Origin of the sequence: Kitasatospora sp. NPDC094028 (assembly GCF_049543595.1) — a bacterium.
Lineage (GTDB): Bacteria > Actinomycetota > Actinomycetes > Streptomycetales > Streptomycetaceae > Kitasatospora.
Map to the genome: position 1 here is coordinate 25429 of NZ_JBMVFA010000032.1, position 25111 is coordinate 50539.

A 25111-nucleotide genomic window follows, 5' to 3' on the forward strand; every position below is an offset into this window, starting at 1 on the left:
CCGGTGCCATCCGAAAGGCCACCATGCCTCCCACCAGGTCCACCGTCGTGCTCGTCCATGACGGCTGCTCCGACGCGACCGGTTGGATCGGCGTCATCGCCGAACTCCACCGATGCGGCCTGACCGGCCTGGCCCTCGCCAACCCGCTGCGCGGACCGGCCCACGCCGACGCCAGGGTCGGGCCAGGCCCGGCCGAGGCATCTCCCGGGCGGAGGGACCGCACCCGATGAACGACGAAACGGTCGTCGCGGGGGCGGTCGAGGATGCGTTCTCCGGGCGCTGCCCGTCCGAGCAGGTCGGAAGCGGTGAGTGCGGCCGGCACCCGGTGCTGGAGCGGGAGCTCGCGGAGTTCCTGGACGGCGGAGCCGGCCGGTCCGCGACGGAACTGCCGGACTTCGCCGTCCTCACCTCAGACGGCCGCTCCGACGCTGGGCCGGAGGAGTGCGAGGACGACCCGTACGGCACCACGTCGGAGTGGTTCGCCCTGCCGTGCGAACCGACCGGCCGGGTGCGGGTCCAGGTGACCAGGCCAGTCGGCGGCGCCGAGCCCAGCCCGGTGGTGCTGTTCCTGCCCGGTCTGGGCTGGTCGCTCGGGGACGCCGCCTGCTACGGCCCGTTGATCCGGGACTTCGCCCTGGGCACCGACGCCGCCGTCGTGTACGTGGAGTACGACCGGTCGCCCGCTGCGCGCTACCCGGTGGCCGTCGAGCAGTGCTACGCCGTGGCCCGCTGGATCCGTGCGCACGGCCAGGAGATCGGGCTGGAGGGAGACCGGATCGCCGCCGTCGGGGATTCCGCGGGGGCCAATCTGGTGGCGGCCCTGACGTTGCTCGCCCGGGAGCGCGGAGACGTACGGCTGGTGCACCAGGCGCTGTTGTGCCCGGTGACCGACGCGGACTTCGACACCGCCTCCTACCGCCGGTTCGCGACCGGGTACTTCCTGCACCGCGACCACATGCGCCGGTTCTGGGACGCCTACCTGCCGGAGCCGCACCGGCGGCGGGAGGCAGTTGCCGCGCCGCTGCGGGCGAGCCTGGAACAGCTCGTCGGGCTCCCCCCGGCGCTGGTGGTGACCGCCGAGGCCGATGTGCTGCGGGACGAGGGCGAGGCCTACGCCGCCCGGCTCCGGCTGGCGGGCGTCCCGGTGGTGGCGGTGCGTTACCAGGGGGTGTCGCACGGCTTCCTGTTGCTCGGTGCGCGCTGCCCCACCGGCACCGCCCGGGCCGCGCTGCTGCAGGTCGTCGACACCGTGCACATGGCGCTGCACCGCCGGTCCTGGTGAGGGTGGGCGGTGCAGCGCCGGGTGCGGGCGTGGCCTGCGGGGTCGGTCACCGGTCGGTGTGGACCTCCGCGACGTAGCCACCCGGGAACCGGACCATCGCGCTCTCCCGGCCGCCCGCGCGGACCGGCCCCGACAGCACCGTGGCGCCGGCCGCCCTGGCCCGGTCCAGGGTCGCGCCGAGGTCCGGCACGCCGTAGCCGGTGGTCTCCAGGCCGAACGGGTGGGGCAGGTGGCCGTCCGTCACCGTGACGGTGGTAGTGCCGAAGCCGGAGGTGAGGCGGATGAGCCGGTAGGTCGTTCCGGGCAGGCCGATCGCGGCACCGTCGGCGTGCCGGTCGTCGGAGACGATGCGGCCCTTGCTGAAGGCGAGGTAGCTGTCCAGGAAGGCGCGGACCGAGTCCGGCGACAGGTAGAGCCGGTTCTCCGGCACGCTGGCCAGGGCCGGGTACGACGTCGGGGCGTTGTGCACGTAGAGCTGCGCGTTGATCCCACCGGGGAACTGGACGACGGCATCCCGGCCGATCGGGTCGGCGAACGGCGCCACGGTGACGGCCGCGCCGTCGGCGCGGGCGGCTCGGACCGCCTGGTCGAGGTCGGTCACCAGCCAGCCGGTGCGCTCGGTGCCGAACGGGTACGGGACGGGCGTGGTGTAGTCGAACACCGACAGTGTGCCGACCGGCGACACCACCAGCTCGGACAGCGTCCGGCTGGGCGTCGGGGTCACCTGGGTGGAGACCGGCCCGATCGTGGTGCCGCCGAAGGTGGACGTCCAGCTGGTCACGAAGGCCCGCTCGGTGCCGGGTGCGACGTAGACGTGGGTGGTGTCGTACTGCGGGCCGACGGCGAACTGCTGGTGCGGCCCCGGCTTCGCCGGGGTGCTCTGGGTCGCCGAAGCGGTGGGGATCGCCGTCAGCGCGGCGACCGCCGCGACCAACGGGACCACGCGTCGGACGAGTCGAAGCTTCACGGGTGACCTCCTGGTCGTGGTTCGCGCCCGGAGCCCGCTCGATCGGGCTCCGGGCGCGGGTGTGTGACCGGTACCGCCGTCGCCGTCCGGGCCCGGTGCGGTGACGGCGGTACCGGCGACGGGACGGACGGCCGCGGTCGGGGGAACGCGGCCGTCCGGGTCACTTCGCGAGGAAGGCGAGCAGCGCGGTGTTCACTTCCTCGGCGTGGGTCCAGAGCAGGCCGTGCGGCGCGCCCTCGATCTCCACGTACTCGGCGGAGGGCAGCGCGCGGTGGAACGGCCGGGCGGTGTTCTCCACCGGCAGGATGCGGTCGCCGGTGCCGTGCAGGATCAGGGCGGGGACGTCGATGCGCGGGATGTCGGCGCGGAAGTCCGTGTACCAGGTGGTCGGGGCGGCCGAGGCGGCGAAGGAACCGCCGCTCGCCGCGACGTCCCAGCTGTTGCGGACGGCCTCCTCGCTGATCCGGCTGCCGAGGTTCTCGTCCAGGTTGTAGAAGTCCTGGTAGAAGGCGGTGTAGTAGGCGTACCGGTCGGCCTTCACGGCGGCGACGATGCCGTCGAAGAAGTCCTTCGTGGCGACGCCGTCCGGGTTGTCGTCGGTCTTCAGCAGGAACGGCTCCAGGGAGGCCAGGAAGGCGATCTTGGCGATCCGGGCGGAGCCGAACCGGGAGACGTACCGGGCGACCTCGCCGGTGCCCATCGAGAAGCCGACCAGCACGGCGTCCTGGACGTCGAGGGTCTCCAGCACGGTGTTGAGGTCCGCGGCGAAGGTGTCGTAGTCGTAGCCGATGGCCGGCTGCGAGGACTGTCCGAAGCCGCGGCGGTCGTAGGTGATCACGCGGTAGCCGGCGTCCAGCAGCGCGGCGCTCTGCCGCTCCCAGGAGTGCCCGCTCAGGGGGAACCCGTGGATCAGGACGACCGGCTGCCCGGTGCCGTGGTCCTCGTAGTAGAGGTCGATGGAGGCGGAGTTCTCCTGGCCAACGGTGATGAACGGCATGGGGTTTCCTATCTTCCGGACAGCGTGTGGCTGCGATGGGGCTCACGCTAGGGGCGGCCGCCACCGGCTTGTTGCCTGTGAGAGCACCCAGTGTCGTCCGAGAGTGCTCCGCGTGCGCCCGGCGGCTCACATGGGCTCAACTCCCGCGCGGGTGCGCGGAAGGACCGTAGGCAGTGCGCGGTCGGAACAGGCCGTGGGCTCGCGCGTTCCTAGCCTGTTCCCCGAACGATCCGGCTATCCCCAGGAGCGCCATGACCAGCCAGCCACACCTTCATCAACACGCCGCCGAGATCCAGGAGTTCGGCACCGTCATCCAGCTGCCGATCGCGCTCTCCCACGACGCCCGGCAGTACTCGTGCCAGCGGCTCAACCGCGTCCTCGCGGACACCCAGTTCCTGTACGCGCTGTACAAGAAGTGCCACTGGGGCATGCGCGGGCCGACCGCCTACCAGCTGCACCTGCTCTTCGACAAGCACGCCCAGGAGCAACTGGAGCTGGTCGACGCGCTCGCCGAACGGGTGCAGACGCTCGGCGGGGTCGCCGTGGGCGACCCCCGGCACGCCGCGCGGATCACCGGGGTGCCGCGCCCGCCGGACGGCATCGAGGACGTGCACTCGATGCTCTCCCGGCTCCTCGACGCGCACGAGACCATCCTCGCCGACGTCCGCGACGTCGCCACCCGGGTGGCTGGGCTCGGCGACGACGGCACCCAGGACCTCCTGGTCTCCCAGATCATCCGCACCGGTGAGACCCAGGTCTGGTTCCTCGCCGAGCACCTGGTCGTCACCCCCGAGACCGGGGCGTGACCGCGAGCCGGGTCCGTTCGTCGGCGGGCCCGGCCCGCTCAGTGCCGGGTCCGTTCGTCGGCGGGCCCGGCACTTTTTCGTGCCGTTCACCGGTTTCGGCGCTGCCCGCGCGATCGCGAAGGCCGCGCGGGAACCGCTGGACGGCACTCGGCCGTGCTCGCTCCCGAGAACCGGGAAGGAGCACGGCCGAGTGCCGTCAGGTCGTCGGATCCGGGTCGTCGGGCAGCCGACTACAGGGTCCGGCGCACACCCGCCTGCTGTTCCAGCCGATTCAGCCGGCCGGCCAGTCCCGCGTGCATGGCGTCCCGCACGTGACCACTGTGTCCGATCCACAGGACCTCCCTGCCTCGGAGCTCCTCCAGCATCAGGGCGTGGGCGGCGTACATCGCGACCGCCGCGAGGAGCATGCCGAGCGCCCCGGCGGTGTGGCCCAGCCAGGCCGCGCCCGAGAGGCCGTAGATGCCGGCGATGAAGTAGCGCGGTACGTCTCCAGCAGGCGCAGCCAGACCTCGCTGATGGTCGGGTAGGCGGGCACCGCGTGCCAGAGCCGGCCGATCGGCACCTCGGCGGTGACGGCGACGGTCGCTGAGTGCAGCAGCTCCGCGACCCCGGCGCCGACGAAGGTGGCCCCCACCACGGTCTCCCGGTCCAGGTCGATGACGGCCCGTGCCCGGCCACGGTATCCGTCGGCGTGCAGCGAGGCGCCCGCCACGTCGCCGATCTCGTAGTCGACGGCCCGCACCCGCAGGCCCCGCGCGGTCGCGTCGGCGAGGGTGAGGCCGACCGAGGCCGCCTCCGGGTCGGTGAAGACGACCTGGGGCGCGCCGGCCCGGTCGGCGGTCGCGACGCTGCGCCCCCAGGGGGCGAGGTCCAGCTCCCGGCCGGCCGCTCGGTCGGCGATCACCGTGCCGAACACCCGGGCCTGGTACTTGCCCTGATGGGTCAAGGGGGAGCGGCCGTTGACGTCGCCGGCGGCGTAGAGCCAGCCGCCGTCCACGGCGACGGCCAGCCCGGTGTCGTCCACCTCTATCCAGCCGCCGGGTTCCAGGCCGACGCTCTCCAGCCCGAGGTCCGCCGTGGCGGCCCGCCGCCCGGTGGCGAACAGTACCTCGGTGGCGCGGAGTTCGCCGTGCTCGCCGAGGTCCAGGACGACCTCGCCGTCGCGGCTGAGGCCGCGCACCGACACCCCGGTCCGCACGTCGACACCGGAGCCCCGGAGGGCGGCGGCCACGAGCTCGCCCGCGAAGGGTTCCATCCGCGGCAGCAGTCCGGACCCGCGGACGAGCAGGGTCACCCGGCTGCCCAGCGCGCTCCAGGCCGCGGCCATCTCCGCGGCGACGGCGCCGCCGCCGACGACGGCCAGCCGGGCGGGGACCTCGGCGGCACTGGTCGCCTCACGGCTCGTCCACACGCCCGCGCGCTCGAGGCCCGGAAGGCCGGGCAAGGCGGCCCGGGTGCCGGTGCAGACCGCTACGGCGTACCGCGCGGTCAGCACGCGGCGGGTTCCGTCTGCGCCGTCCACCACGACGCGCCGCGCGCCGTCCAGCCGGCCGTGCCCGCGGACCAGTGTGATCCCGGCGGAGTCCAGCCAGGCCACCTGGCCGTGGTCCTGCCAGTGCGAGGCGAAGGCGTCGCGCCGGCGCAGCACCGCCACGGCGTCCGGAGCGCCCGTGACCGCCCCCCGGGCGCCGCGCAGCCGCTGCGCGTCCCGCAGGGCGGACGGCGGGCGGAGCATCGCCTTGCTCGGCATGCAGGCCCAGTACGAGCACTCGCCCCCGACGAGCTCCCGCTCCACGACCGCCACGCTCAGGCCGCCCGCCCTCGCGCGATCAGCGAGGTTCTCGCCGGTCGGACCGGCGCCCAGCACCACGACGTCGAACTCTTCGGATCCACTCATCTTCAGCCACCTCCGTGCCGCTCCCGGGGGAGCGGCGGTCGTTCTCGATTGAATGAGCTGCCGTCGGTGCCCTCCCCGCACGCGAACGGGCCCCTGGGCAGCAGAACTGTCCAGGGGCCCGAGCCCGTTCGGTCGCGGCCGCCTCAGGCGCGGTGCAGGGCGAGCCGGGTGGCCAGGCCGCCGCCCACACCGGCGACGAGGGCCACGGGCAGCCACCACAGCGGCCACTGGGCCAGGCCGAGGGCCCCGTCGACCGACCACTGTCCCGGGCCGGTGGCGGTCAGCGCCGCGCCGATGACGATCAGGACGAACGGGAACTCGTACCCGTCGTGCTGCACCCACAGCCCGTGGGGCCACTTGACCGTCAGCGCGACGGTCATCACCCCCACGACGCCCGCGCCGGCCAGCGGAGTGAGGAGGCCGAGGGCCAGCATCAGTCCGGCCCCGACCTGGGTGCCACCGGCGGCTATCGCGGTGAGCTTGCCGCCGCGGAAGCCGTCGCCCCGGAACTCGGCGCTGCCGCCCTCCAGGCCGCCGCCGCCGAGGTGGAAGCTGACCTTCTGGACGCCGTGGCCCGCGATCAGCAGACCGGCGACCAGGCGCAGCAGGAGAAGGCCCGTATTCATTTCGGACTCCGTTGGGTCGGTGCGGTCGGTCAGCCGGCGGCGTGCGGGTTGATCATGGACTGGGCGTAGACCAGGCCCATGCCGTAGGCGCCGCCGTGCTCCTTGACCAGCTCGGTCACCGCGACGTAGGTCTCGGCGCGGGCCCAGTCGCGCTGGAGCTCCAGCAGGACCTGGATCCAGGTGACGGGCACGGCGCCGGCGGCGGTCATCCGCTGCAGGGCGTGCTCGTGGGCCAGCGGGCTGACCCCGCCGGAGGCGTCGGCGACGACGTAGACCTCGTAGCCCTGGTCCAGTGCGGAGAGGGCCGGCAGGACGAGGCAGACCTCGGTCCACAGGCCGGAGAGGATGATCTTCTTGCGGCCGGTCGCCTTGACCGCCTCGACCAGGGCCTCGTCCTCCCAAGCGTTCATCGTGGTGCGGTCGACGACCTCCTGGCCGGGGAAGACGGCCTTCAGCTGCGGCAGGATCGGGCCGGAGAAGGACTCGGCGGCGACGGTGGACAGCACGGTCGGCACGTCGAAGATCTTCGCGGCCTTCGCCAGGCCGACGGTGGCGTTGATGATCGCGGTGCGGTCGCCGCTGCCGGTGCCGAAGAACATCTGCGGCTGGTGGTCGACGAACAGCATCATCGCGTTGTCGGGGGTCAGCAGGTCCGGGCTCGGAGCGGCGTGAACGTTCGCGAAGTCGACCATGGGTCTTCTCTTTCCTTGTGAATGCGCGGAATTGACGTTGCATCAGACCATCCCCGGATCACCGGGGCGCCTCGTTCAACGACGTTAGTGCGCGGCGGCCCGGGTGTTCTGCCCGCTGTGCGCCCGGGATTGTCCTGACAACGCACGAGCGGCCGAAGCGAGCCGGCCGACCGCTTCAGTGCGCTACGGGGCCATCGGTCATGCGCTGCGGAAGTCCTTCGCGCGTCGCCGACTGCCTAGGTTTCGCCGGGTGGCCCGTCGGGCCGCGATCAGCCAGCGGAAAGGCGGCAGCCCGTGCAGTTCGGGATATTCAGTGTCGGTGACGTGACGGTCGACCCGACCACGGGACGGGCGCCGAGCGAGCGCGAGCGGATCAAGGCGATGCTGGCCATCGCGCTCAAGGCCGAGGAGGTCGGCCTGGACGTCTTCGCCATGGGCGAGCACCACAACCCGCCGTTCGTCCCGTCCTCGCCGACGACCATGCTCGGCTGGATCGCCGCGAAGACCGAGCGGATCGTCCTGTCCACCGCGACCACGCTGATCACCACCAACGACCCGGTGAAGATCGCCGAGGACTACGTGATGCTGCAGCACGTCGCAGACGGTCGCGTCGACCTGATGCTCGGGCGCGGGAACACCGGTCCGGTCTACCCGTGGTTCGGCCAGGACATCCGCCAGGGGATCCCGCTCGCGGTGGAGAACTACGCGCTGCTGCACCGGCTCTGGCGCGAGGACGTGGTCGACTGGGAAGGCCGCTTCCGCACCCCGCTGCAGGCCTTCACCGCCACGCCCAGGCCGCTGGACGGCGTGCCGCCGTTCGTCTGGCACGGCTCGATCCGCAGCCCGGAGATCGCCGAGCAGGCCGCGTACTACGGCGACGGCTTCTTCCACAACAACATCTTCTGGCCCCAGGAGCACACCCGGCGGATGGTCGAGCTCTACCGCGAGCGCTTCGCCCACCACGGCCACGGCACGCCCGAGCAGGCGATCGTCGGCCTCGGCGGGCAGGTGTTCATGCGGAAGAACTCCCAGGACGCGGTGCGCGAGTTCCGTCCGTACTTCGACAACGCGCCGGTGTACGGGCACGGGCCCTCGCTGGAGGAGTTCACCGAGCAGACCCCGCTGACAGTCGGCAGCCCGCAGGAGGTCATCGAGCGTACCCTCGGCTTCCGTGAGGCCGTCGGTGACTACCAGCGCCAGCTGTTCCTGATGGACCACGCCGGCCTGCCGCTCAAGACGGTGCTGGAGCAACTCGACATCCTCGGCGAGGAGGTCGTGCCCGCCCTGCGCGAGGAGTTCGCCAAGGTCCGGCCCGCGACCGTTCCCGACGCCCCCACCCACGCCACAATCCGGGACAACGTCCCCGCCGCCTCCTGACCAGGACGGAGTCCCCATGGAATCGACCTCGCCGATCACGCTCGCCGTGATCTCGGGCGGGCTCAGCCAGCCCTCGTCCACCCGCCTGCTCGCGGACCGCCTCACCGAGGCCACCACTGGCCACCTGGCCCGTGCCGGCCGTGAAGTCCAGGTGTGCCTGCACGACTTGCGCCCACTGGCCACCCCCATCTCGCACCACCTGCTCTCCGGCTTTCCCGCGCAGGGGCTGGGCGGCGCGCTGGAGGAGGTGAGCACGGCGGACGCGCTGATCGCCGTCTCCCCGATCTTCTCGGCCTCCTACAGCGGCCTGTTCAAGTCGTTCTTCGACCTGCTCGACCCCGGCGCCCTGGCGGGCAAGCCGGTGCTGATCGGCGCGACGGGCGGCACCGCGCGCCACTCCCTGGCCCTGGAACACGCGCTGCGCCCGCTCTTCGCCTACCAGCGCGCGCTCGTCGCGCCGACCGCGGTCTTCGCGGCCTCCGAGGACTGGGGTGGGACGGGCGACACCCACACCGACAGCCTGCCGGCCCGGATCGACCGAGCCGGGGGAGAGCTCGCGGCGCTGGTCCTCGCAGCCCGGGCGAATCCCCGGCCGGACGGCGGCCCGGCGGTGACCCCCTCGGCTCTCGGCTTCCACTGACCCCGCGCCCGCCTCAATCCCCACCACCGAACGAAGGGACCCCCCGTGTCCACGATGCCCGTCGCCGGAATCCGTCCCGGCACCTCCGACCAGCCCGCCGACCTCGTCGTGCGCAACGCCAAGGTGTACAGCAACGACCCGCGCCGCCCCCACGCCACCGCTGTGGCCATCCGGGACGGACTGGTCCAGGCGGTCGGCGACGACGCGGACGTCGTCCCGCTGGTCGGCCCCGACACCCGGGTGGTCGACGCGCTCGGCCGCCGGGCCGTTCCCGGACTCAACGACGCGCACCTGCACGTCATCCGCGGCGGCCTCAACTACGTGCTGGAGCTGCGCTGGGACGGCGTCCCGACGCTGCGCGAGGCCCTGGCGATGCTCCGGGTCCAGGCCGAGCGCACCCCGCCCGGCCAGTGGGTGCGGGTGGTCGGAGGCTGGTCCGCCGACCAGTTCGCCGAACGGCGCCTGCCCACCCTGGAGGAGCTCAACGCCGCCGCGCCCGACACCCCCGTCTTCGTCCTCCACCTCTACCAGTCGGCGCTGCTCAACAAGGCAGCCCTACGGGCCGCGGGCTTCACCCGGGCCACCCCCGACCCGGCGGGTGGCCAGGTCGTCCGCGGACACGACGGCGAGCCCACCGGCCTGCTGATCGCCGCCCCCGGCGCGCTGCTGCTCTACTCGACCCTGGCCAAGGCCCCGATGCTGGACGAGGCCGACCGCCTCGGCTCCACCCGGCACTTCCTGCGCGAGCTGAACCGCTTCGGCCTCACCTCCGCGATCGACGCCGCCGGCGGCTTCCAGAGCTTCCCCGAGAACTACGGCACCATCATGGAACTCGCCCGCCAAGGCGAACTGACTGTGCGCATCGCCTACCACCTCTTCCCGCAGACCGCCGGGCAGGAATTGGACGACCTCACCCGCTGGGTCAACACCGTGCGCCCCGGGGAGGGCGACGCGTGGCTGCGCCTCAACGGCGCGGGGGAGAACCTCACCTGGGCCGCCGCGGACTTCGAGAACTTCACCGAGCCCAGGCCGCAACTGGGCGCCTACGAGAACGAGTTCGAGAAGGCCGTCCGCCTGTTGACGGAGAACGGCTGGGGCTTCCGGTTGCACGCCACCTACGACGAGACCATCCGCCGAGACCTCGCGGTCTTTGAGAAGCTCGCCGCCGAGGGTCTCTTCCCGCAGGGCAACCGCTGGCTCTTCGACCACGCGGAGACCGTCAGTCCGGACAGCCTCGACCGCATCGCCGCCCTCGGCGGCGCCGTCTCCGTGCAGAACCGCCTCTCCTTCCAGGGCGAGGCCTTCGTCTCCCGCTACGGTGCCCCGGCCGCTGCCGAGGCACCGCCGCTGCGCGCCATGCTGGACCGCGGCCTCACCGTCGCCGCGGGCACCGACGCCACCCGGGTCTCCTCCTACAACCCCTGGGTCGCCCTGCACTGGCTGGTCTCCGGCCGGGTGGTCAGCGGTCGGCGCCTCGCGGCGGAGCACAACCGGCTCAGCCGCGAGCAGGCACTGGAGCTCTACACCCTGGGCGGCGCCCGCCTCACCGGCGAGGAGGAGGTCAAGGGCCGTCTGACGGTCGGTAGTTACGCGGACCTCGCGCTGCTCAGTGCCGACTACTTCAGCGTGCCGGAGGCCGACATCGCGCACATCGAGTCCGTCCTCACCGTCGTCGGCGGACGCATCGTCCACGCCGCCGCGGAACACCAGGGGCTGGCCCCCGAGCTGCCCGAGGTCTCGCCGTCCTGGAGCCCGGTCACTCGGTTCGGCGGCTACCACGCCACCCCCGCCCCCGGCTTGGCCGGCGTCCGCCAGGCCGAGGGCGTGCTGGAGGCCGTGGCCGCCTCCGGCGAGCAGCACGCCTGGCGCGCGGCGCGCGGCCTCGCCCTGCCCGGGCAGTCGCAGGTGCCGCTGGACCCCTGCTTCTTCTGACCGGAAGCCGATTCCGCCCGGGGGCACTGCCGGACTGCGGCGGTGCCCCACCCACATCCCCCCTACCGCCCGAGGAACCGTCGTGACCACGCCTGCAGCCGATTCCCGCACCGCACCCCCGCCGCCGGTGCCCGGACCGAAGATCCACGACCGCCACCCGCTCGCGCTGGCCCTGTTCGGCCTCACCCTGGTCAGCGGTCTGATCGACGCCGTCAGCTACCTCGGCCTCGGCCACGTCTTCACCGCGAACATGACCGGCAACGTCGTCGTCATTGCCTTCGCGATCGCCGGAGCACCCGGATTCTCCGTCACCGGCTCATCGACCTCCCTCGCGGCCTTCCTCCTCGGCGCGCTCCTGGCCGGCAGACTCGCCACCCGACACCCCGGAACCCGGCGCCCCGCACAACTGCGCACGGTCTTCATCCTGGAGGTTGCGCTGTACGGCGCGGCAGCCGCCGTCGTCTTCGCCTGGAGCGCGGCCGGGCCCGCGCAGTACGCCGTGATCGCCCTGCTCGCCCTGGCGATGGGCATCCGCAACGGCACCGTACGCGGCCTCGGCGTGCCGGACCTCACCACCACCGTGCTCACCCTCACCCTGACCGGCCTGGCCGCCGACTCCCGCCTAGCCGGCGGCTCCGCCCCCCGCCAGCGCAGGAAGCTCCTCTCCGTCGCCACCATGCTCGCCGGCGCCGCCCCGGGCGCCGTCCTCGTGCTGCACGGACAGACCGCCTGGGCCCTGGTCGCCAGCGCCGTCCTGGCCGGCGGCACCCTCCTGCTCTACCGCGAGTGACAGGCGGGACGGCTGACGAACAACACCGGCGGCCTGGAGGCCGTCGGCAACCACATTGGCGGATCCCCGATGGTCACCGGCAGCACCGGCACCGGGCCCTATCCCCGAGGACAACCGCCCCGAGATCGAGGGCAACACCATCGCAGGCTCCCTGGCCTGCTCTGGCAACACCCCGCCCCCCACCACGACCGCCACTGAGGCCACAAGAAGCCCGGCGTCCCGGCCGTGCTCACGTGTTCGGGGCGGCTGGTCCGGTTGAGGTTGATTGATGTGGTTACTTGAAGCAGGTGCGTCCGCCACTGGCGTACTCTCCCGGTGAGGTACGCCAGCGGGGGATAGGGGAGCCACCCCGGCCGACCCCGTGTTGGTGTCACCAGGCCTTCTCGCCAGTCAGTGGCCGCGACGCCCGTGGCGGGAGGCGGTGCAACGAATCGACTCGTCAAAAGCCGGTCGGGCGAGACCGCAGGCCTCGTTCGCTGGCGCGAGTGGGGCTGGGCTGGGGGTTGCCGGAGGCCGGCGCCGCTGCTTGACTCTGCCCAATTGCGGCTTCCTGTAGGTCAGTTATCGCCGAAGTTGAACACTGTGGTGACGGGCGCGTGGTCGGACCAGCGTTCCGCGTGGGAGGCTGCGCGCTCGACGTGGGCCTCGATGCATGTGTCCGCGATGCCCGGAGTTGTCACGATGAGGTCGATCCTCCAACCGGAGTCGTTGTCGAAGGCGCGGCCGCGGTAGGACCACCAGGAGTAGGGGCCGGTGCGGTCGGGGTGGAGGGCGCGGACGACGTCGACGTAGCCGGCCTCGTCGTAGACGCGGGAGAGCCAGGCGCGTTCCTCGGGGAGGAAGCCGGCGGACTTCTGGTTGGCCTTCCAGTTCTTGAGGTCCTCGGGGCGGTGGGCGATGTTCCAGTCGCCGCAGACGACGACCTCGCGGCCCTCGGCGGCGGCGCGGGCACGCAGGGCGGTGAGGTGGACGAGGAACTCGGCCATGAAGCGTTCCTTCTCGTCCTGGCGCTCGGTGCCGACCTCGCCGGAGGGCAGGTAGAGGCTGGCGACGGTGAGGCCGGGGAGGTCGATCTCGACGTAGCGGCCGGAGTCGTCGAACTCCTCGGAGCCGAAGCCGATGGCGGTGCGCTGCGGTTCCCGGCGGGAGAGGATGGCGACGCCGGCCCGGCCCTTGGTGGCGGCGGGGGCCCAGACGGCGTGCCAGCCGTCGAGGTCGCGCAGTTCGACGGGCAGCTGCTCGGGCTCGGAGCGCACCTCCTGGAGACAGATGACGTCCGCCTCGGTGCCGGCCAGCCATTCGACCAGGCCCTTCTTGGCCGCCGCTCGGATTCCGTTCACGTTCACACTGGTCACCACGATCACCCGGGCAGCCTACCGAGCGCCGCGGCCGGGGCCGAAGCGTGACGCGCGGCGGTGCGCGGCGGCGCGCGGCGGTGCGCGGCGATGCGCGGAGGTGCGCGGCGCGGTCGGCGCTGACGTGAACGCGGCATGAAGGGGGGTGACGGTCGCGTTGACGGCTGTCATTGGTCTTGACCATCTCCGGACGGAGCCCCTAGGGTCACTTACTGCAAGGACCTTTAATAAAGAAGGACGGATAAAAGCCCGCTCTCCCACCTGCCGCGACAGCGGGCAGCGGGCCGGCGGTCCGTCCTTCTCGCCGCAGCGTCGGACGAGGCGCGAACAGCAGCAGGACCGCGGCGGGACTGAATCCGGCGGACCGGAACAGGGTGGAGGACACGGTGGGCACGACTGGACAGCTTTCGGCGGTGCCGGAGCCCAAGTACTGGCACCTGCGCACGGTGTTGCTGAAGGCCATCGATACGGAGTTCTCCACCGGCCAGGTCCTGCCGAACGAGCGTGAGCTGTCGGCCCGCTTCGGCGTGGCCCGGGCGACGCTGCGGCAGGCGCTGGACCAGCTGGAGCTGGAGGGCCGGCTGGTGCGCCGGCGCGGGATCGGCACGCTGATCGCCGCCCCGCGGGTCGGCGTCCCGGTCAACCGGCAGGAGGAGGGCTGGCCGGGCGCCGCCCGCAGCCAGGCCTGGCGGACGGTCGACTGCACCACCGCGCCCGCCACCGCGGCGCTGGCCAAGGGCCTCGGCATCGCCGAGGGCGCCACCGTGCACACCGTCCGGCGGGTCCGGCTGGTCGAGGGCCGTGCGATGGCCACCGAGTCGCTGCACGTGCCGGCCGCCGCGCTGCCGCACCTGCCCGGCTTCCGGGCGGAGAGCGACCGGGCCCGCTCGGTGCTGCGCCAGCTGGAGCGCCTGGAGGTGGACGGCGAGTCCCGCGCGGTCGAGCTGGGCGTCGCCGAGGCCGAGGAGGCCGCCCTGCTGGAGCGCCCGCCGGGCTCCCCGGTGCTGGTCATGACCACCCAGTACGCCGCCGCCGGCCGTCTGGTCGCGCTCGCCGTCTCCACCTACCGGGCGGACACCTGCAAGCTGACCTTCGGCGAGACCGGGCTGGTCGAGGTCACCCCGGTCGGTACGGCCGAGGGCGTGCGCACCGCCTCCTGAACCATTTCCCGACACCCTCAGACCGGGGCCCGGACGCCGACTGGCGTCCGGGCCCCGGTCGTTGAGGGGAGGGTGGTGCAAGGGACGGTCAGGCCAGCACCTGGGTCAGCGAGCTGTGCCCCGGCCGGTGGACGAGCCGGCCGTGGGCGCCGTTGACGATCGCCAGGTGCGGCGGGACGTGCCCGCACTCGACGTCCGCGACGATCGGCACGCCGAGCGGGCCGAGCGCGTCCAGCACCGCCTCGTGCTGGCTGAGCGTCGCGCTGCCCGGTGCGGCGGTGCGGCCGACCAGGACGGCGTTGGCGCGGTCGAACACCCCGGCCAGCCGCATGCCGTGCAGGTTCCGGCAGATGGTGGGGGCGTCGTCGCCGGAGGCCTCGACGTACACCAGCAGCCCCTCCGGGGACTCGCGCTCGGCGAAGCCGTTGACGTCGAGGTACGGCGTGCCGGCGAGGTTGCACAGGGTCTCGATGCAGCCGCCGATCAGCCGGCCCTCGGCGACCACCTCGCCCGGCCCGTCCAGCCGGAGCCAGCCGCCCCGGCCGTCCAGGGTGTACTCGCGCACCTCCGGGACGGTGGCGTAGTCGTCGAAGCCGCCGCTGCGGTGGCGGCCGGGCGGGGTCTGGGTGAACCGGTGCCCGGCCGGCGCGGCGACCACGTCGAGCCAGGAGAGCAGGCCCTCGGGCACCCGGTAGGGCGTGTCCATCAGGTTGTTGCCGTGGAGGGTCGCCGTGCCGGTGAGCAGGGTGAGCGGTGCGAGGACGGTCGACAGGTCGGAGTAGCCGACGAGCCAGGTCGGCTCCGTGTCCCGCAGCCGCTCCCAGTCCAGCAGCGGCAGCAGGTCGATGGCGGTCTCGCCGCCCCAGGGCGGCACCACGGCGCGGACGGCCGGGTCGGCGAGCATCGCGGTCAGCTCGGCCGCGCGCTCGGCGGCCGGGGCGCTCACGTGCCGGGAGCCGTCCATGCAGTCGCCGACGACGACCCGGTAGCCGCGGTCGCGTACGGTCCGCACGGCGACGTCGAGCCGGGCGTGCAGGGCCGGGACGAGGCCGCTGGACGGGGAGGTGACGCCGATGAGGTCACCGGGGCGCAGGGGGCGGGGGAAACGAACGGGCATGCGGGGGATTCTGACACGGTGCGTGCCCGGACGACAGCGGGTATCGCCGGGCGCCCGGTCAGACCCGTGGCGGGTCGACGGCGAACAGCTGCTCCTCGACGTGGTCCAGGGCGACGCGCAGCGCGCCCATCGCCACCACCTCCGAGCCGAGCGCCGCGAGGGCGACCTCGGGCGCGCGCAGGGTGAACTGGGCGAGCCGTTCGCGCAGCGGCTCCAGCACGCCGTCCAGCCCGGCCGCCCAGCCGCCGATGACGACCAGCCGCGGGTCGATGGCCAGGACGAGCGCGGCGACGCCCTGCACCAGCCGGGTGAGGAAACGGTCCATCGCGACCTTCGCGACCTCGTCGCCCTCCCGGGCCAGCCGCAGCACCCGCGCCACGGCGGCCTCGTCCAGCGGGTTGAGCGGCTTGCCGGTGGTGGAGAGCAGCCGCTCGGGGGTGACCTCCTGGCCGAGCAGGTGCAGCGCGCCGATCTCGCCGGCGGCGCCGCCGTAACCCCGGTGCAGGCGGCCGTTGATGAGCGAGCCGGCGCCGGGGCTCAGCCCGGCCATCACGAACACGACGTCGTCGGCGCCGACCGCCGCGCCCTGCCAGTGCTCGGCGATCGCGGCGAGGTTGGCGTCGTTCTCGATCAGGACGGGGCAGCGGAAGGAGCGCCGCAGCCGGGCGCCGAGGTCGAGGCCGGTCCAGCCGGGCATCGCGGTGCCGAGCTGGACGGTGCCCTCGCGGTCGACGATGCCGGGGGTGCCGATGCCGACCGCCCACAGGTTGTCCCGGGAGATGCCGGCCTTGCGCAGCACCTCGGCGACGGCGGTGCGGACGGCGGAGAGGCGGTCCTCGGCCTCCAGGGTCTCGTCGACGGGCTTGAAGTGACTGCCCACCACCTCGCCGGTGAGGTCGGCGAGGATGACCCGGATGTCGTGCACCCCGATCTCGATGCCCAGGATGTGCCCGGCCTCGGCGCGGAAGCGGAACCAGCGGGCGGGCCGGCCGCGCCGCCCGGGGCCCGGCTGGCCGTCCTCCCGGGGCTGCTCGACCTCGGCGACCAGCCCGGTCTCGACCAGGCCCTCGATCACGCCCTCGACGGTCGGGCGGGAGAGGCCGGTCTCGCCGACGAGCTGAGTGAGGGTCACCGAGTTTCCGGTGCGCAGTGCCCGGAGCGTGACGGCCGCATTGATCCGCCGCAGCAGGGAGGAGTCTCCTCCGGTGAGCCGATCCGCCAATGCGTTGCCCTTCGCCGTTCGCGCGACTGCCCTGGCGCGCGGTGTCGAGTGCGCGGTGCCCACCGAATGGCCCGCGGGGGTGCCACCCGGACGCGGTACGGCGGCGAAGGAAGCCGCCCGCACACCGGGCCGGAGGACATGCCGGAGCCTACCGGGGGGCGGGCCCGTGCGGCGAGGATCCTCGCAGCTCACCCCGGCTTCGGTATCGAAATGGTACGGATCGGGTGGCGGTGCGTGATCCGGACTTCACCGGACGGCCACGAGCCGGCGCTACGGCCCGTACGGCGGGCCGGCACGGCGGGCCGACGCACGGGGCTCGGCCACGGCGCCACGGCTCACCGGCTCCCCGGCGTACGGCGCCCCGGCCCACGGTGCCTCAACTCCGGGGCCCGGCCCGCCCGGCTCACCCGGTCCGCCCCGCCCGCCCCGGGGCTCAGCCCACCCGGGCCGCGAACAGCCGCTGCCCCAGCAGCCCCATCGGGTGCCCGTCCGCCGGCAGGGTGAGGACGGTCGGGCAGCCGGCGGCGGCGAGCGCCGCCCGCCAGGCCTCGGCGGGTTCGTCGGCGGGGCCGTGGGCGTCGCCGGTGACCAGCAGGTCGAGCTGCTCGGTGGTGGGGGCGAGCAGGAGCAGCCGGCCGCCGGGGGCGAGCAGGGCGGTGAGCGCGGCGGCCTCCTCCTCGGGCCGTCCGGTGGCGGTGGCGACGACCAGGTCGTAGCGGTCGCCGTCCGGGCCGAGGTGGTGTTCGACGTTCGGGCGGGGGCGGGCGGTGAGGGCGCGGGCGACGGTGGTCTCGGCGCCGTCGCGGTCGAGTTCGAGCACCCGCAGCGGGGCGGGCCCGTCGTGGGCCTCGGCGGTGGCGCGCACCAGGGCGCCGAGCGCCGCGCCGAGGTAGCCGCGGGAGGCGGCCCAGCGGACCGGGGTGGCGCCCGGGCGGACGGCCTCCTCGCCGCCGATCAGTTTGGGGAGCCGGGCGGTGCCGCGCCGTACGCGTTCCAGGGCGGTGGCCGGGCCGAGGCCGTCGGCCCAGCTGTCGGCGGCGGGGCGCCAGGCGTCGCGGACGTCTGCGGCGGTGAGGGCGGGCGCGCCGAGGTAGTACGGGCCCTGCGCGCCGGCGCCCGGTCTCGCGCCGTCGCCCGGTCTCGCGCCGCCATCCGTGCGGACACCCTCGTCCGCGCGGCCGCCGTCCTCCTGGCGGCCGATCAGGCCGTGCCGGGCGAGGGCGTCGAGCCAGCGCCGGACGCGGGGCCGCTCGGCCGGGGTGACCCGGGCGGTGGCCAGGATCTCGGCCTCGTGGTGGCCGTGCGAAGCGTCGGTGAGCACGCCGTGCTGCTGGAGGGTGAGCAGCAGCGAGGCGAGGACGGCCCGGTCGAGGTGGGCGCCGAAGTCGCGGACGTGTTCGGCGGTGACGCCGATGCTGTGCTTCCAGGCGGCGGCCTCGGCGGCCTCGGCGTCGGCGCGCAGCCGGCGGTCCGCGGCCTCGTCCTCGCTGTGCGGGGCGCGCACGTGGGCGAGGACGGCGCCGAGCGCCTCGACGGCCTCGTACACGTCGTCCTGCCGGGGCTCGGGGCCGACGTGCAGGATCAGGCGCAGCGTGCCGAGGTCGTGGTCGCCGATGTCGGGCCGGCGGCTGAGCCGCCACAGCAGCGTGGAGGGCAGGCTGAGGTGGGTGGTGCCGGTGGCGGCGAGGGCGGCGAGCTGCTCGTCGGGCTGCTGCTCGGGGTCGCCGCAGTGCACGGTGCCGCCGGCGAGCAGGGTGGCGAGGCCGAGTTCGACGGCGAGGTCGGTGACCGGGTGCAGCACGGTGTGCCGGATCGGCGGCGGGCCGAGGATGCCGGCCCAGTGGCGGAGCCGCTGTTCGGCGGTGCGGGCGGCGGAGGGGGCGAGCGCGGCGTGCTCGGCGACCCGTTCGGCCAGGGCTCTGGGGAGGCCGCCCGGCGGGGAGACGCCGAGCAGCAGTCCGATGCCGCTGATCGCGCGGCTGCCGGCGACGACGGCGGGCCGGTCGCCGAGTTCGCGCAGCGCGCTGACCAGGGCGGGAGTCGAGGCCAAGGTGATCACTCCGGGGTGGGGGGGAGAAGCCGCACTACTGAACCATGCGTCCGGGCCGGGGGAGGCGGTCCACGGGTCAAAATTCCGTAATGATTTTCATATCGGCCAGCCAAGCAGATGGGTGATCTCCGAGCGAAGCGTCAGGAACCTCGCATTCCGGCACTTTGCCAATCTCGGAGGCGGGGGAGCCTTCGAAGCGGCGGCCGGGGCGGCAAGGCGTGGCGGAGGGGGCGGAGGAGGCCTTGACAGGTGATCCACCCGCTCGGTTACCTGGGCCCGACCCCGTCCGGACCGAACGATCGGTAGGCCCACGGGGGTCGACCCGCGAAGGAGCGACGATGACCGGCAGCGCACCCACCCCGCAGCGGCGCCTCGGCGACCCGATCCCGCCCGAGCTGCTCGACGCCGGCGAACGGATGGACGCCGCCGAGCTGCGCGCCCACCAGCTCGACCGGCTCCGCGCCACCCTGCGGCACGCGTACGACCACGTCGAGACGTACCGCCGGAAGTTCGACGCGGCCGGCGTGCGCCCCGAGGACTGCCGCACCCTGGCCGACCTCGCCCGCTTCCCGTTCACCACCAAGGCCGACCTGCGCGAGGGCTACCCGTACGGCATGTTCGCCGTCCCGCTCGACCAGGTCCGCCGGCTGCACGCCTCCAGCGGCACCACCGGCCGCCCGACCGTCGTCGGCTACACCGAGCGCGACCTGTCCACCTGGGCCGACCTGGTCGCCCGCTCGATCCGCGCCGCCGGCGGCCGGCCCGGCGACAAGGTGCACATCGCCTACGGCTACGGCCTGTTCACGGGCGGCCTCGGCGCGCACTACGGCGCCGAACGGGCCGGCTGCACCGTGATCCCGGCCGGCGGCGGCATGACCGCCCGCCAGGTGCAGCTCATCCAGGACCTCCGGCCCGAGATCATCATGGTCACCCCGTCCTACCTGCTCACCCTGCTCGACGAGTTCGAGCGCCAGGGCATCGACCCGCGCAAGACCTCGCTGCGGGTCGGCATCTTCGGCGCCGAGCCGTGGACGGAGGAGATGCGCCACGAGATCGAGGACCGGCTCGACCTGCACGCCGTCGACATCTACGGCCTCTCCGAGGTGATGGGCCCCGGCGTCGCCCAGGAGTGCGTGGAGACCAAGGACGGCCTGCACGTCTGGGAGGACCACTTCTACCCGGAGATCGTCGACCCCTTCACCGACCAGGCCCTGCCGGACGGCGACAGCGGCGAGCTCGTCCTCACCACGCTCACCAAGGAGGCCCTGCCCGTCATCCGCTACCGCACCCGCGACCTCAGCCGCCTGCTGCCCGGCACCGCGCGGCCCGCGTTCCGGCGGATGGAGAAGGTGACCGGGCGCAGCGACGACATGATCATCCTGCGTGGGGTGAACCTCTTCCCGACCCAGATCGAGGAGATCCTGCTGCGCACCCCCGGCGTCGCCCCGCACTTCCAGCTGCGGCTGAGCCGGCGCGGGCGGATGGACCACCTGACGGTGCGGGTCGAGGCCCGCCCGGAGGCGCCGGCCGGGCTGCGGGAGGAGGCGCGGGCGGCGATCGTCCGGGCGGTCAAGGACGGGGTGGGCGTCACCGTCGAGGCCGAGGTGGTGGATCCGTACACGCTGGAGCGCTCGGTCGGGAAGATCAAGCGGGTGGTGGACGAGCGCGGGTGAGGCCGGCACGCAAGGGGCGCCCGGGTTGAGAGAGGTCGCCGGAGACGGACGGCTGTCCGGGGGGTGATGTCGTACGCCTCCGGCGACTACAGAAATGTAGACGCTCGACCGGCGTGGCGTCCAGCTCGGTCGCCGGCTCGGCCGCCGGCCCGGTCGCCGACCCGCCCGGCGTGCAGGTTGACCACGCTCCCTCACGGTGCGTGAGAACTCCCCTACGGGCCCTATGCTGCGGGCATGCCGAGTGAGCTGCGAACTCCCCAGCCGGTCGACGACCTCGCCTTCATCCGGCGCGAGACCGAGCTGAAGCCCGTTCCCTTCCTGCCCGAGATCAGCCTGCACATGGCCGAGGACGCCATCGCGCTGTGGGAGACCACCGAGCGGGAGCGCGGCGCGGCCGACCTGCCGCCGCCGTTCTGGGCGTTCGCCTGGGCCGGCGGGGTCGCGGTCGCCCGCTACGTCCTGGACCACCCCGAACTCGTCGACGGGAAGGCCGTGTTGGACATCGCCGCCGGCTCCGGCCTGGTCGGCGTGGCGGCCGCCCTGCGCGGTGCGCGGACGGTGCGCGCCGCCGAGATCGACGCCTACGCGGTCGCCGCCGTCGGCCTCAACGCGGAGGCCAACGGCGTCCGGGTGGAGGGCGCGCTGGTCGACCTGGTCGACGGCGACGGCGCGCCCGCCGACGTGGTGCTCGCCGGGGACGTCTTCTACGAACGGGCCATGGCCGCCCGCTTCCTGCCCTTCCTGGAGCGGGCCGCCGCGCGCGGCGCCACCGTCATCGTCGGCGACCCCGGCCGTGCCTACCTGCCCCGCGACCGGTTCACCTCGCTCGCCGCGTACCGGGTGCCGGTGGTCGCCGACCTGGAGGACACCGCGGTCAAGACGACGACGGTGTGGCGGCTGGGCTGACGGGCCGTCCGGGCCGGGTGGTCCGGGCTGGTCCGGGGCCGTCCCGGTCGGTCCGGGCCGGTGTCCGCGGACCGGAATTCCCGGCGGCGCGGGGAAACCGCCTGCTAGACAGGCCCGCATGACCGACCAGATCGCGATCCGGCCCGCCACCCCCGACGAGATCCCCGCGCTGCTCGCCCTCTGGGCGCGCGCGGCCAAGGGCACCAGCATCACCGACGACGCGGCGGGCGTCGCCGCGCTGCTCGCCCGCGACCCGGAGTGCCTGATCGTCGCCGCCCCGGCCGACGACCCCGCTCGCCTCCTCGGCACCGTCATCGCCGGCTGGGACGGCTGGCGCTGCCACCTCTACCGCCTCGCCGTCGACCCGGACCACCGCCGCCGCGGCATCGGCGCCGCCCTGCTCGCGGCCGCCGAGGAGCGCTTCACCGCGCTCGGCGGCCGCCGGGCCGACGCCATGGTGCTGGACGACAACGCCCTCGGCCACCGCACCTGGCAGGCCGCGGGCTACCACCCGGAGCCGCAGTGGAGCCGCTGGGTGAAGCCGCTGCCCGCCTGAGGCGGTGGCCGAGGACGTCGTTCTAGCCGCGGAGGCGGGCCAGCCAGGCCTCGACCTCGTCGGAGCGGCGGGGGAGGGTGGCGGACAGGTTCTCGTTGCCCTCCTCGGTGACCAGGATGTCGTCCTCGATCCGCACCCCGATGCCCCGGTACTCCTCCGGCACCGTCAGGTCGTTCTCCTGGAAGTAGATGCCCGGCTCGACGGTGAGGACCATGCCCGCCGCCAGCGGCCCGTCGACGTGCTCCTCGGTGCGGGAGTGGGCGCAGTCGTGGACGTCGATGCCGAGCATGTGGCCGGTGCCGGCCAGCGTGAAGCGGCGGTGCAGGCCCAGCTCGTAGACCTTGTCGGCGCTCAGGTCGCCGAACAGGCCCCAGGCGGTGAGGTGTTCGGCGAGCACGCGCTGCGCGGCGTGGTGGAAGTCGCGGAAGCACGCGCCCGGCCGCACGGCGGCGATACCGGCCTCCTGGGCGGCGTAGACGGCGTCGTACACCTTGCGCTGCAGGTCGGTGAAGCGGCCGCTGACCGGCAGGGTGCGGGTGACGTCGGCGGTGTACAGCTCGTTGGTCTCCACGCCCGCGTCGAGCAGCAGCAGGTCACCGGGCCTGGCGTGGCCGGTGTTGCGCACCCAGTGCAGAGTGGTGGCGTGCGGGCCGGCCGCGGCGATGGTGCTGTAGCCGACGTCGTTGCCCTCGATCCGGGCGCGGACGAAGAAGGTGCCCTCGATCAGCCGCTCCGCCGTCGCGCGGTCGGTGCCGAGCACGCGCACCACGTCCTCGAAGCCGCGGGCGGTCGCGTCGCAGGCGAAGCGCAGCTCGGCGATCTCGAACTCGTCCTTGACCAGGCGCAGTCCGGAGAGGAAGACCTCGAACTCGGCGTCCCGCCCGGTGTCGAGCCGGTCGGCGAGGGTGCGCTCCAGCGCCGCGTCGTGGCGGCGCAGCACGCGCACCGGGGCGCTGCCCGCGGCGGCCGCGCGCAGGTCGTCGTGCACGGCGCGGACGTCGCGGCAGGGCAGGCCGAGCAGGCGCTCGCTCTCGGTCAGGCCGTTGCGGCGGCCGTCCCACAGCTCGCCGTGGTTGTCCAGCCAGAACTCGCCGTTCTCCAGGCTGGACCGGCCGCGCAGGTAGAGCACGGCCTCGTGGCCGCTCTCGCCGGTCGGCGCCAGCACCAGGACGGCGTCCTGGGACTGGTCGCCCGTCAGGTAGACGTAGTCGGAGGACGGGCGGAACGGGTAGTCGGTGTCGTTGGCCCGCACCTTCGGGTTGCCGGACGGGACGACCAGCAGCTCGCCCGGGTACGCGGCGGACAGCGCCGCGCGGCGGCGGGCGGTGTGCGCGGCCTGCGCGATCGGCTCCAGGTCGCGGCGCTCGGTGTCGGCCCAGCCCTGCGTCATGCTCGCGGCCAGCTCGTCGGTCACGCCGCGGGTGAGGCCGTTCTTCCGGTACTTGACGGCTTCGGCGGGCTGGGGTTCGGACATGGCGTCTCCAGGTCGGGAGGATCGGTGCGAGGCGCTTCGCTACGCTGGCCCGGCTGGCGGGCCAGCAGGCGTTCCGTACGGTATAACGAACGATGAGTGGAGAGAAGAGGTCGAGGGTGAACGGTTTCGAGGGCTCGGTGCGGGGCGTCCTCGCCGCCAACCTCAAGCGGGTGCGGGCGGCGCGCGGGCTCTCGCTCTCCGAGCTGTCCCGGCAGGCCGGCATCGGCAAGGCGACGCTCTCCCAGCTGGAGTCCGGCGCCGGGAACCCCACCCTGGAGACGGTGTTCGGCCTCGCCCGGGTGCTCGGCGTCCCGATCTCCGACCTGGTCGAGGCCGGGCCCGCCGACCAGGTGACGGTGGTCCGGGCGGTCGAGGTCGACGTGCTCAGCGGCCGGGGCGTCGACCTGCGCGCGCTGCGCCGGATCGAGTCCGGGAACGCCGTGTTCGAGGTCTACGACCAGGTGGTCCGCACCGACGGCACCCAGATCTCCGCCGGCCACACCGGCACCGAGCACACCGTCGTCCAGTCCGGCCGGCTGCGGGTGCGGGCCGGGCGGCGCGAGGTCGAGCTGGGGCCCGGCGACTACATCGGCTTCGACGCCGCGCTGCCGCACGCCTACACGGCCGTGGGCGGCGAACCGGTCCGCTCGGTGCTGCTGCTCCAGTACCGCGCCGAGCAGCACCCGCACCTCGCGGCCGGGGACGGGGACGGGGGCGGGGACGGGGACCGGGACGGCGGCCGCCTGCCGCACGGGGACTGAGGAGACCATTCGGGCACCGGATCGTTCGGTTTACTGAACGGGACGGGCGGTGCGACGGCGGTAGTAGTGCACCGTCAGGACGCCGAGCAGCGGCCCCCAGGCCGCCAGCGGCCAGTACGCGGCGCAGAAGACGGCGTCGCGCCAGTCGGAGACGTGCAGGCCGGTGCCGACCGAGCCGTCGACCTTGTAGCCGAGGCTGATCATGGTCAGTCCGTACGACCAGAGCAGGGTGTTGAACGCCGCGCCGAGGCCGGCCGGGATCACCGCCGCGAGCACCGGCACCCGGCGGCCGCCCAGGACCGGGATCCACCGCGGCCACACCTCGCCCCACTCGCTGACCAGCCCGACCGCCAGGAACGCCAGCAGCTCGCTCACCACGCTCAGCGAGATCACGTACCACCACTCGCCGCCGAACCAGTCCGGCGGCGGGCTGCTGCCGGGCGGCACGTCCATCAGCGGCACCCGGAAGTCGACGGCGAGGATCCGCCAGAGCCCGGCCGGCAGCACGGTCAGTGAGGTGGCGTAGGCGGCCCGCACGGCCCAGCGGGGTACGCCCGGCGCCGTCCGGCCGTGCAGGCGGGCCGGCGGGGTGTGAACTGCGGCCATGGCGAACTCTCCTGAGGGGAATGGGGGGTTGGGTGATCCGACAGATCGAGGATCGCGCCGCGGGCGGGGGTGTCGCGTCCGCCTCGGGGCCCGCCCGTCCCGGCCCGTTCACTCCTTCGGGGGAGACCGCCTGCTACCGGGTCAGTAGCACCGCTGCGCGAAACGTCGGCCCGGCCGACGTCCCGCGCGCCCGCCGCGCTCGGTGCGTCGTGCCCGTCCGGCTAG

Annotated in this window: 23 protein-coding genes; 12 read left to right on the forward strand and 11 right to left on the reverse strand. The window is 73.8% G+C overall.

Going from position 1 to position 25111, the window contains the following annotated elements:
- Nucleotides 1-23: 23 nt before the first annotated feature.
- Together ACPC54_RS33120 and ACPC54_RS33125 are read left to right on the forward strand one after the other, a co-directional pair.
- The gene (locus ACPC54_RS33120; protein WP_498970142.1) at nt 24-230 is read left to right on the forward strand and encodes a hypothetical protein; all 207 of its coding nucleotides are present in this window, start codon (nt 24-26) and stop codon (nt 228-230) included.
- Nucleotides 227-1282, forward strand: a complete 1056-nt coding sequence (locus tag ACPC54_RS33125) for an alpha/beta hydrolase (protein WP_498970143.1) — start codon at nt 227-229, stop codon at nt 1280-1282. The genes ACPC54_RS33120 and ACPC54_RS33125 overlap by 4 nt, the downstream gene beginning before the upstream one ends.
- A gap of 46 nt (nt 1283-1328) precedes the next feature.
- Here ACPC54_RS33125 and ACPC54_RS33130 read toward each other — a convergent pair whose 3' ends face one another.
- Both ACPC54_RS33130 and ACPC54_RS33135 read right to left on the reverse strand, forming a co-directional pair.
- On the reverse strand, nt 1329-2249 hold the full coding sequence (locus ACPC54_RS33130) for a VOC family protein (protein WP_498970144.1): 921 nt from the start codon (nt 2247-2249) through the stop codon (nt 1329-1331).
- Between the two features lie 160 nt (nt 2250-2409).
- Nucleotides 2410-3246 carry an alpha/beta fold hydrolase gene (locus tag ACPC54_RS33135; protein WP_498970145.1) on the reverse strand — a complete coding sequence of 279 codons (837 nt, stop codon included), beginning with the start codon at nt 3244-3246 and terminating at the stop codon, nt 2410-2412.
- A gap of 251 nt (nt 3247-3497) precedes the next feature.
- Between ACPC54_RS33135 and ACPC54_RS33140 the strand changes: the two genes are divergently transcribed.
- The gene (locus tag ACPC54_RS33140; RefSeq protein WP_498970146.1) at nt 3498-4052 is read left to right on the forward strand and encodes a Dps family protein; all 555 of its coding nucleotides are present in this window, start codon (nt 3498-3500) and stop codon (nt 4050-4052) included.
- A 364-nt stretch (nt 4053-4416) separates the two neighbouring features.
- On the opposite strand, the gene ACPC54_RS33145 is transcribed toward ACPC54_RS33140, so the two are convergent.
- From ACPC54_RS33145 to ACPC54_RS33155, 3 genes are all read right to left on the reverse strand, one after another.
- Nucleotides 4417-5949: a dihydrolipoyl dehydrogenase family protein gene (locus ACPC54_RS33145; RefSeq protein WP_498970147.1), complete on the reverse strand. Its 1533-nt coding sequence runs from the start codon at nt 5947-5949 to the stop codon at nt 4417-4419.
- A gap of 143 nt (nt 5950-6092) precedes the next feature.
- Entirely contained in the window at nt 6093-6575 is a 483-nt protein-coding gene (locus ACPC54_RS33150) for a DoxX family protein (RefSeq protein ID WP_498970148.1), read from the reverse strand.
- A gap of 29 nt (nt 6576-6604) precedes the next feature.
- Nucleotides 6605-7267 (reverse strand): hydrolase, encoded by a 663-nt coding sequence (locus tag ACPC54_RS33155; RefSeq protein ID WP_498970149.1) that lies wholly within the window; start codon nt 7265-7267, stop codon nt 6605-6607.
- Nucleotides 7268-7561: 294 nt separating this feature from the next.
- Here ACPC54_RS33155 and ACPC54_RS33160 point away from each other — a divergent pair, with 294 nt between their 5' ends.
- From ACPC54_RS33160 to ACPC54_RS33175, 4 genes are all read left to right on the forward strand, one after another.
- Nucleotides 7562-8644, forward strand: a complete 1083-nt coding sequence (locus tag ACPC54_RS33160) for an LLM class flavin-dependent oxidoreductase (protein WP_498970150.1) — start codon at nt 7562-7564, stop codon at nt 8642-8644.
- Nucleotides 8645-8660: 16 nt separating this feature from the next.
- Nucleotides 8661-9284: a CE1759 family FMN reductase gene (locus tag ACPC54_RS33165; protein ID WP_498970151.1), complete on the forward strand. Its 624-nt coding sequence runs from the start codon at nt 8661-8663 to the stop codon at nt 9282-9284.
- 54 nt (nt 9285-9338) lie between these two features.
- Nucleotides 9339-11216 (forward strand): amidohydrolase, encoded by a 1878-nt coding sequence (locus ACPC54_RS33170; protein ID WP_498970198.1) that lies wholly within the window; start codon nt 9339-9341, stop codon nt 11214-11216.
- Nucleotides 11217-11298: 82 nt separating this feature from the next.
- On the forward strand, nt 11299-12006 hold the full coding sequence (locus tag ACPC54_RS33175; protein WP_498970152.1) for a YoaK family protein: 708 nt from the start codon (nt 11299-11301) through the stop codon (nt 12004-12006).
- A gap of 557 nt (nt 12007-12563) precedes the next feature.
- Here the strand turns inward: ACPC54_RS33175 and ACPC54_RS33180 are convergent.
- Nucleotides 12564-13361 (reverse strand): exodeoxyribonuclease III, encoded by a 798-nt coding sequence (locus tag ACPC54_RS33180; RefSeq protein ID WP_498970199.1) that lies wholly within the window; start codon nt 13359-13361, stop codon nt 12564-12566.
- 386 nt (nt 13362-13747) lie between these two features.
- Between ACPC54_RS33180 and ACPC54_RS33185 the strand changes: the two genes are divergently transcribed.
- Nucleotides 13748-14521: a GntR family transcriptional regulator gene (locus ACPC54_RS33185; protein ID WP_498970153.1), complete on the forward strand. Its 774-nt coding sequence runs from the start codon at nt 13748-13750 to the stop codon at nt 14519-14521.
- Nucleotides 14522-14609: 88 nt separating this feature from the next.
- On the opposite strand, the gene ACPC54_RS33190 is transcribed toward ACPC54_RS33185, so the two are convergent.
- The 3 genes from ACPC54_RS33190 to ACPC54_RS33200 all read right to left on the reverse strand — a co-directional run bounded on the left by ACPC54_RS33190 (nt 14610) and on the right by ACPC54_RS33200 (nt 18910).
- Nucleotides 14610-15638 (reverse strand): S66 family peptidase, encoded by a 1029-nt coding sequence (locus ACPC54_RS33190; RefSeq protein ID WP_498970154.1) that lies wholly within the window; start codon nt 15636-15638, stop codon nt 14610-14612.
- Nucleotides 15639-15696: 58 nt separating this feature from the next.
- Entirely contained in the window at nt 15697-16860 is a 1164-nt protein-coding gene (locus tag ACPC54_RS33195; protein WP_498970155.1) for an ROK family protein, read from the reverse strand.
- 433 nt (nt 16861-17293) lie between these two features.
- Nucleotides 17294-18910, reverse strand: a complete 1617-nt coding sequence (locus ACPC54_RS33200) for a hypothetical protein (protein WP_498970156.1) — start codon at nt 18908-18910, stop codon at nt 17294-17296.
- Between the two features lie 338 nt (nt 18911-19248).
- On the opposite strand from ACPC54_RS33200, the gene paaK reads away from it, so the two are divergent.
- The 3 genes from paaK to ACPC54_RS33215 all read left to right on the forward strand — a co-directional run bounded on the left by paaK (nt 19249) and on the right by ACPC54_RS33215 (nt 22045).
- Nucleotides 19249-20583: a phenylacetate--CoA ligase PaaK gene (gene paaK, locus ACPC54_RS33205; protein ID WP_498970157.1), complete on the forward strand. Its 1335-nt coding sequence runs from the start codon at nt 19249-19251 to the stop codon at nt 20581-20583.
- Between the two features lie 234 nt (nt 20584-20817).
- Entirely contained in the window at nt 20818-21489 is a 672-nt protein-coding gene (locus tag ACPC54_RS33210; protein WP_498970158.1) for a class I SAM-dependent methyltransferase, read from the forward strand.
- A gap of 118 nt (nt 21490-21607) precedes the next feature.
- Complete coding sequence (locus ACPC54_RS33215) at nt 21608-22045, forward strand: GNAT family N-acetyltransferase (RefSeq protein WP_498970159.1); 438 nt, start codon at nt 21608-21610, stop codon at nt 22043-22045.
- Between the two features lie 22 nt (nt 22046-22067).
- Here the strand turns inward: ACPC54_RS33215 and ACPC54_RS33220 are convergent, their stop codons facing one another.
- A complete protein-coding gene (locus tag ACPC54_RS33220) occupies nt 22068-23519 on the reverse strand; it encodes an aminopeptidase P family protein (protein ID WP_498970160.1) in 1452 nt (483 codons plus the stop codon).
- 116 nt (nt 23520-23635) lie between these two features.
- Between ACPC54_RS33220 and ACPC54_RS33225 the strand changes: the two genes are divergently transcribed.
- Entirely contained in the window at nt 23636-24280 is a 645-nt protein-coding gene (locus ACPC54_RS33225) for a helix-turn-helix domain-containing protein (protein ID WP_498970161.1), read from the forward strand.
- Nucleotides 24281-24310: 30 nt separating this feature from the next.
- Here ACPC54_RS33225 and ACPC54_RS33230 read toward each other — a convergent pair whose 3' ends face one another.
- On the reverse strand, nt 24311-24886 hold the full coding sequence (locus ACPC54_RS33230; RefSeq protein ID WP_498970162.1) for a hypothetical protein: 576 nt from the start codon (nt 24884-24886) through the stop codon (nt 24311-24313).
- Nucleotides 24887-25111: the final 225 nt, after the last annotated feature.

Excerpts from the sequence above, each read along its gene's own strand:
- ACPC54_RS33120 (WP_498970142.1), top strand. The coding sequence starts at position 24 with ATGCCTCCCACCAGGTCCACCGTCGTGCTCGTCCATGACGGCTGCTCC.
- ACPC54_RS33125 (WP_498970143.1), top strand. The coding sequence starts at position 227 with ATGAACGACGAAACGGTCGTCGCGGGGGCGGTCGAGGATGCGTTCTCC.
- ACPC54_RS33135 (WP_498970145.1), bottom strand. The coding sequence starts at position 3,246 with ATGCCGTTCATCACCGTTGGCCAGGAGAACTCCGCCTCCATCGACCTC.
- ACPC54_RS33140 (WP_498970146.1), top strand. The coding sequence starts at position 3,498 with ATGACCAGCCAGCCACACCTTCATCAACACGCCGCCGAGATCCAGGAG.
- ACPC54_RS33145 (WP_498970147.1), bottom strand. The coding sequence starts at position 5,949 with ATGAGTGGATCCGAAGAGTTCGACGTCGTGGTGCTGGGCGCCGGTCCG.
- ACPC54_RS33150 (WP_498970148.1), bottom strand. The coding sequence starts at position 6,575 with ATGAATACGGGCCTTCTCCTGCTGCGCCTGGTCGCCGGTCTGCTGATC.
- ACPC54_RS33155 (WP_498970149.1), bottom strand. The coding sequence starts at position 7,267 with ATGGTCGACTTCGCGAACGTTCACGCCGCTCCGAGCCCGGACCTGCTG.
- ACPC54_RS33165 (WP_498970151.1), top strand. The coding sequence starts at position 8,661 with ATGGAATCGACCTCGCCGATCACGCTCGCCGTGATCTCGGGCGGGCTC.
- ACPC54_RS33170 (WP_498970198.1), top strand. The coding sequence starts at position 9,339 with ATGCCCGTCGCCGGAATCCGTCCCGGCACCTCCGACCAGCCCGCCGAC.
- ACPC54_RS33190 (WP_498970154.1), bottom strand. The coding sequence starts at position 15,638 with ATGCCCGTTCGTTTCCCCCGCCCCCTGCGCCCCGGTGACCTCATCGGC.
- paaK (WP_498970157.1), top strand. The coding sequence starts at position 19,249 with ATGACCGGCAGCGCACCCACCCCGCAGCGGCGCCTCGGCGACCCGATC.
- ACPC54_RS33210 (WP_498970158.1), top strand. The coding sequence starts at position 20,818 with ATGCCGAGTGAGCTGCGAACTCCCCAGCCGGTCGACGACCTCGCCTTC.
- ACPC54_RS33215 (WP_498970159.1), top strand. The coding sequence starts at position 21,608 with ATGACCGACCAGATCGCGATCCGGCCCGCCACCCCCGACGAGATCCCC.
- ACPC54_RS33220 (WP_498970160.1), bottom strand. The coding sequence starts at position 23,519 with ATGTCCGAACCCCAGCCCGCCGAAGCCGTCAAGTACCGGAAGAACGGC.
- ACPC54_RS33230 (WP_498970162.1), bottom strand. The coding sequence starts at position 24,886 with ATGGCCGCAGTTCACACCCCGCCGGCCCGCCTGCACGGCCGGACGGCG.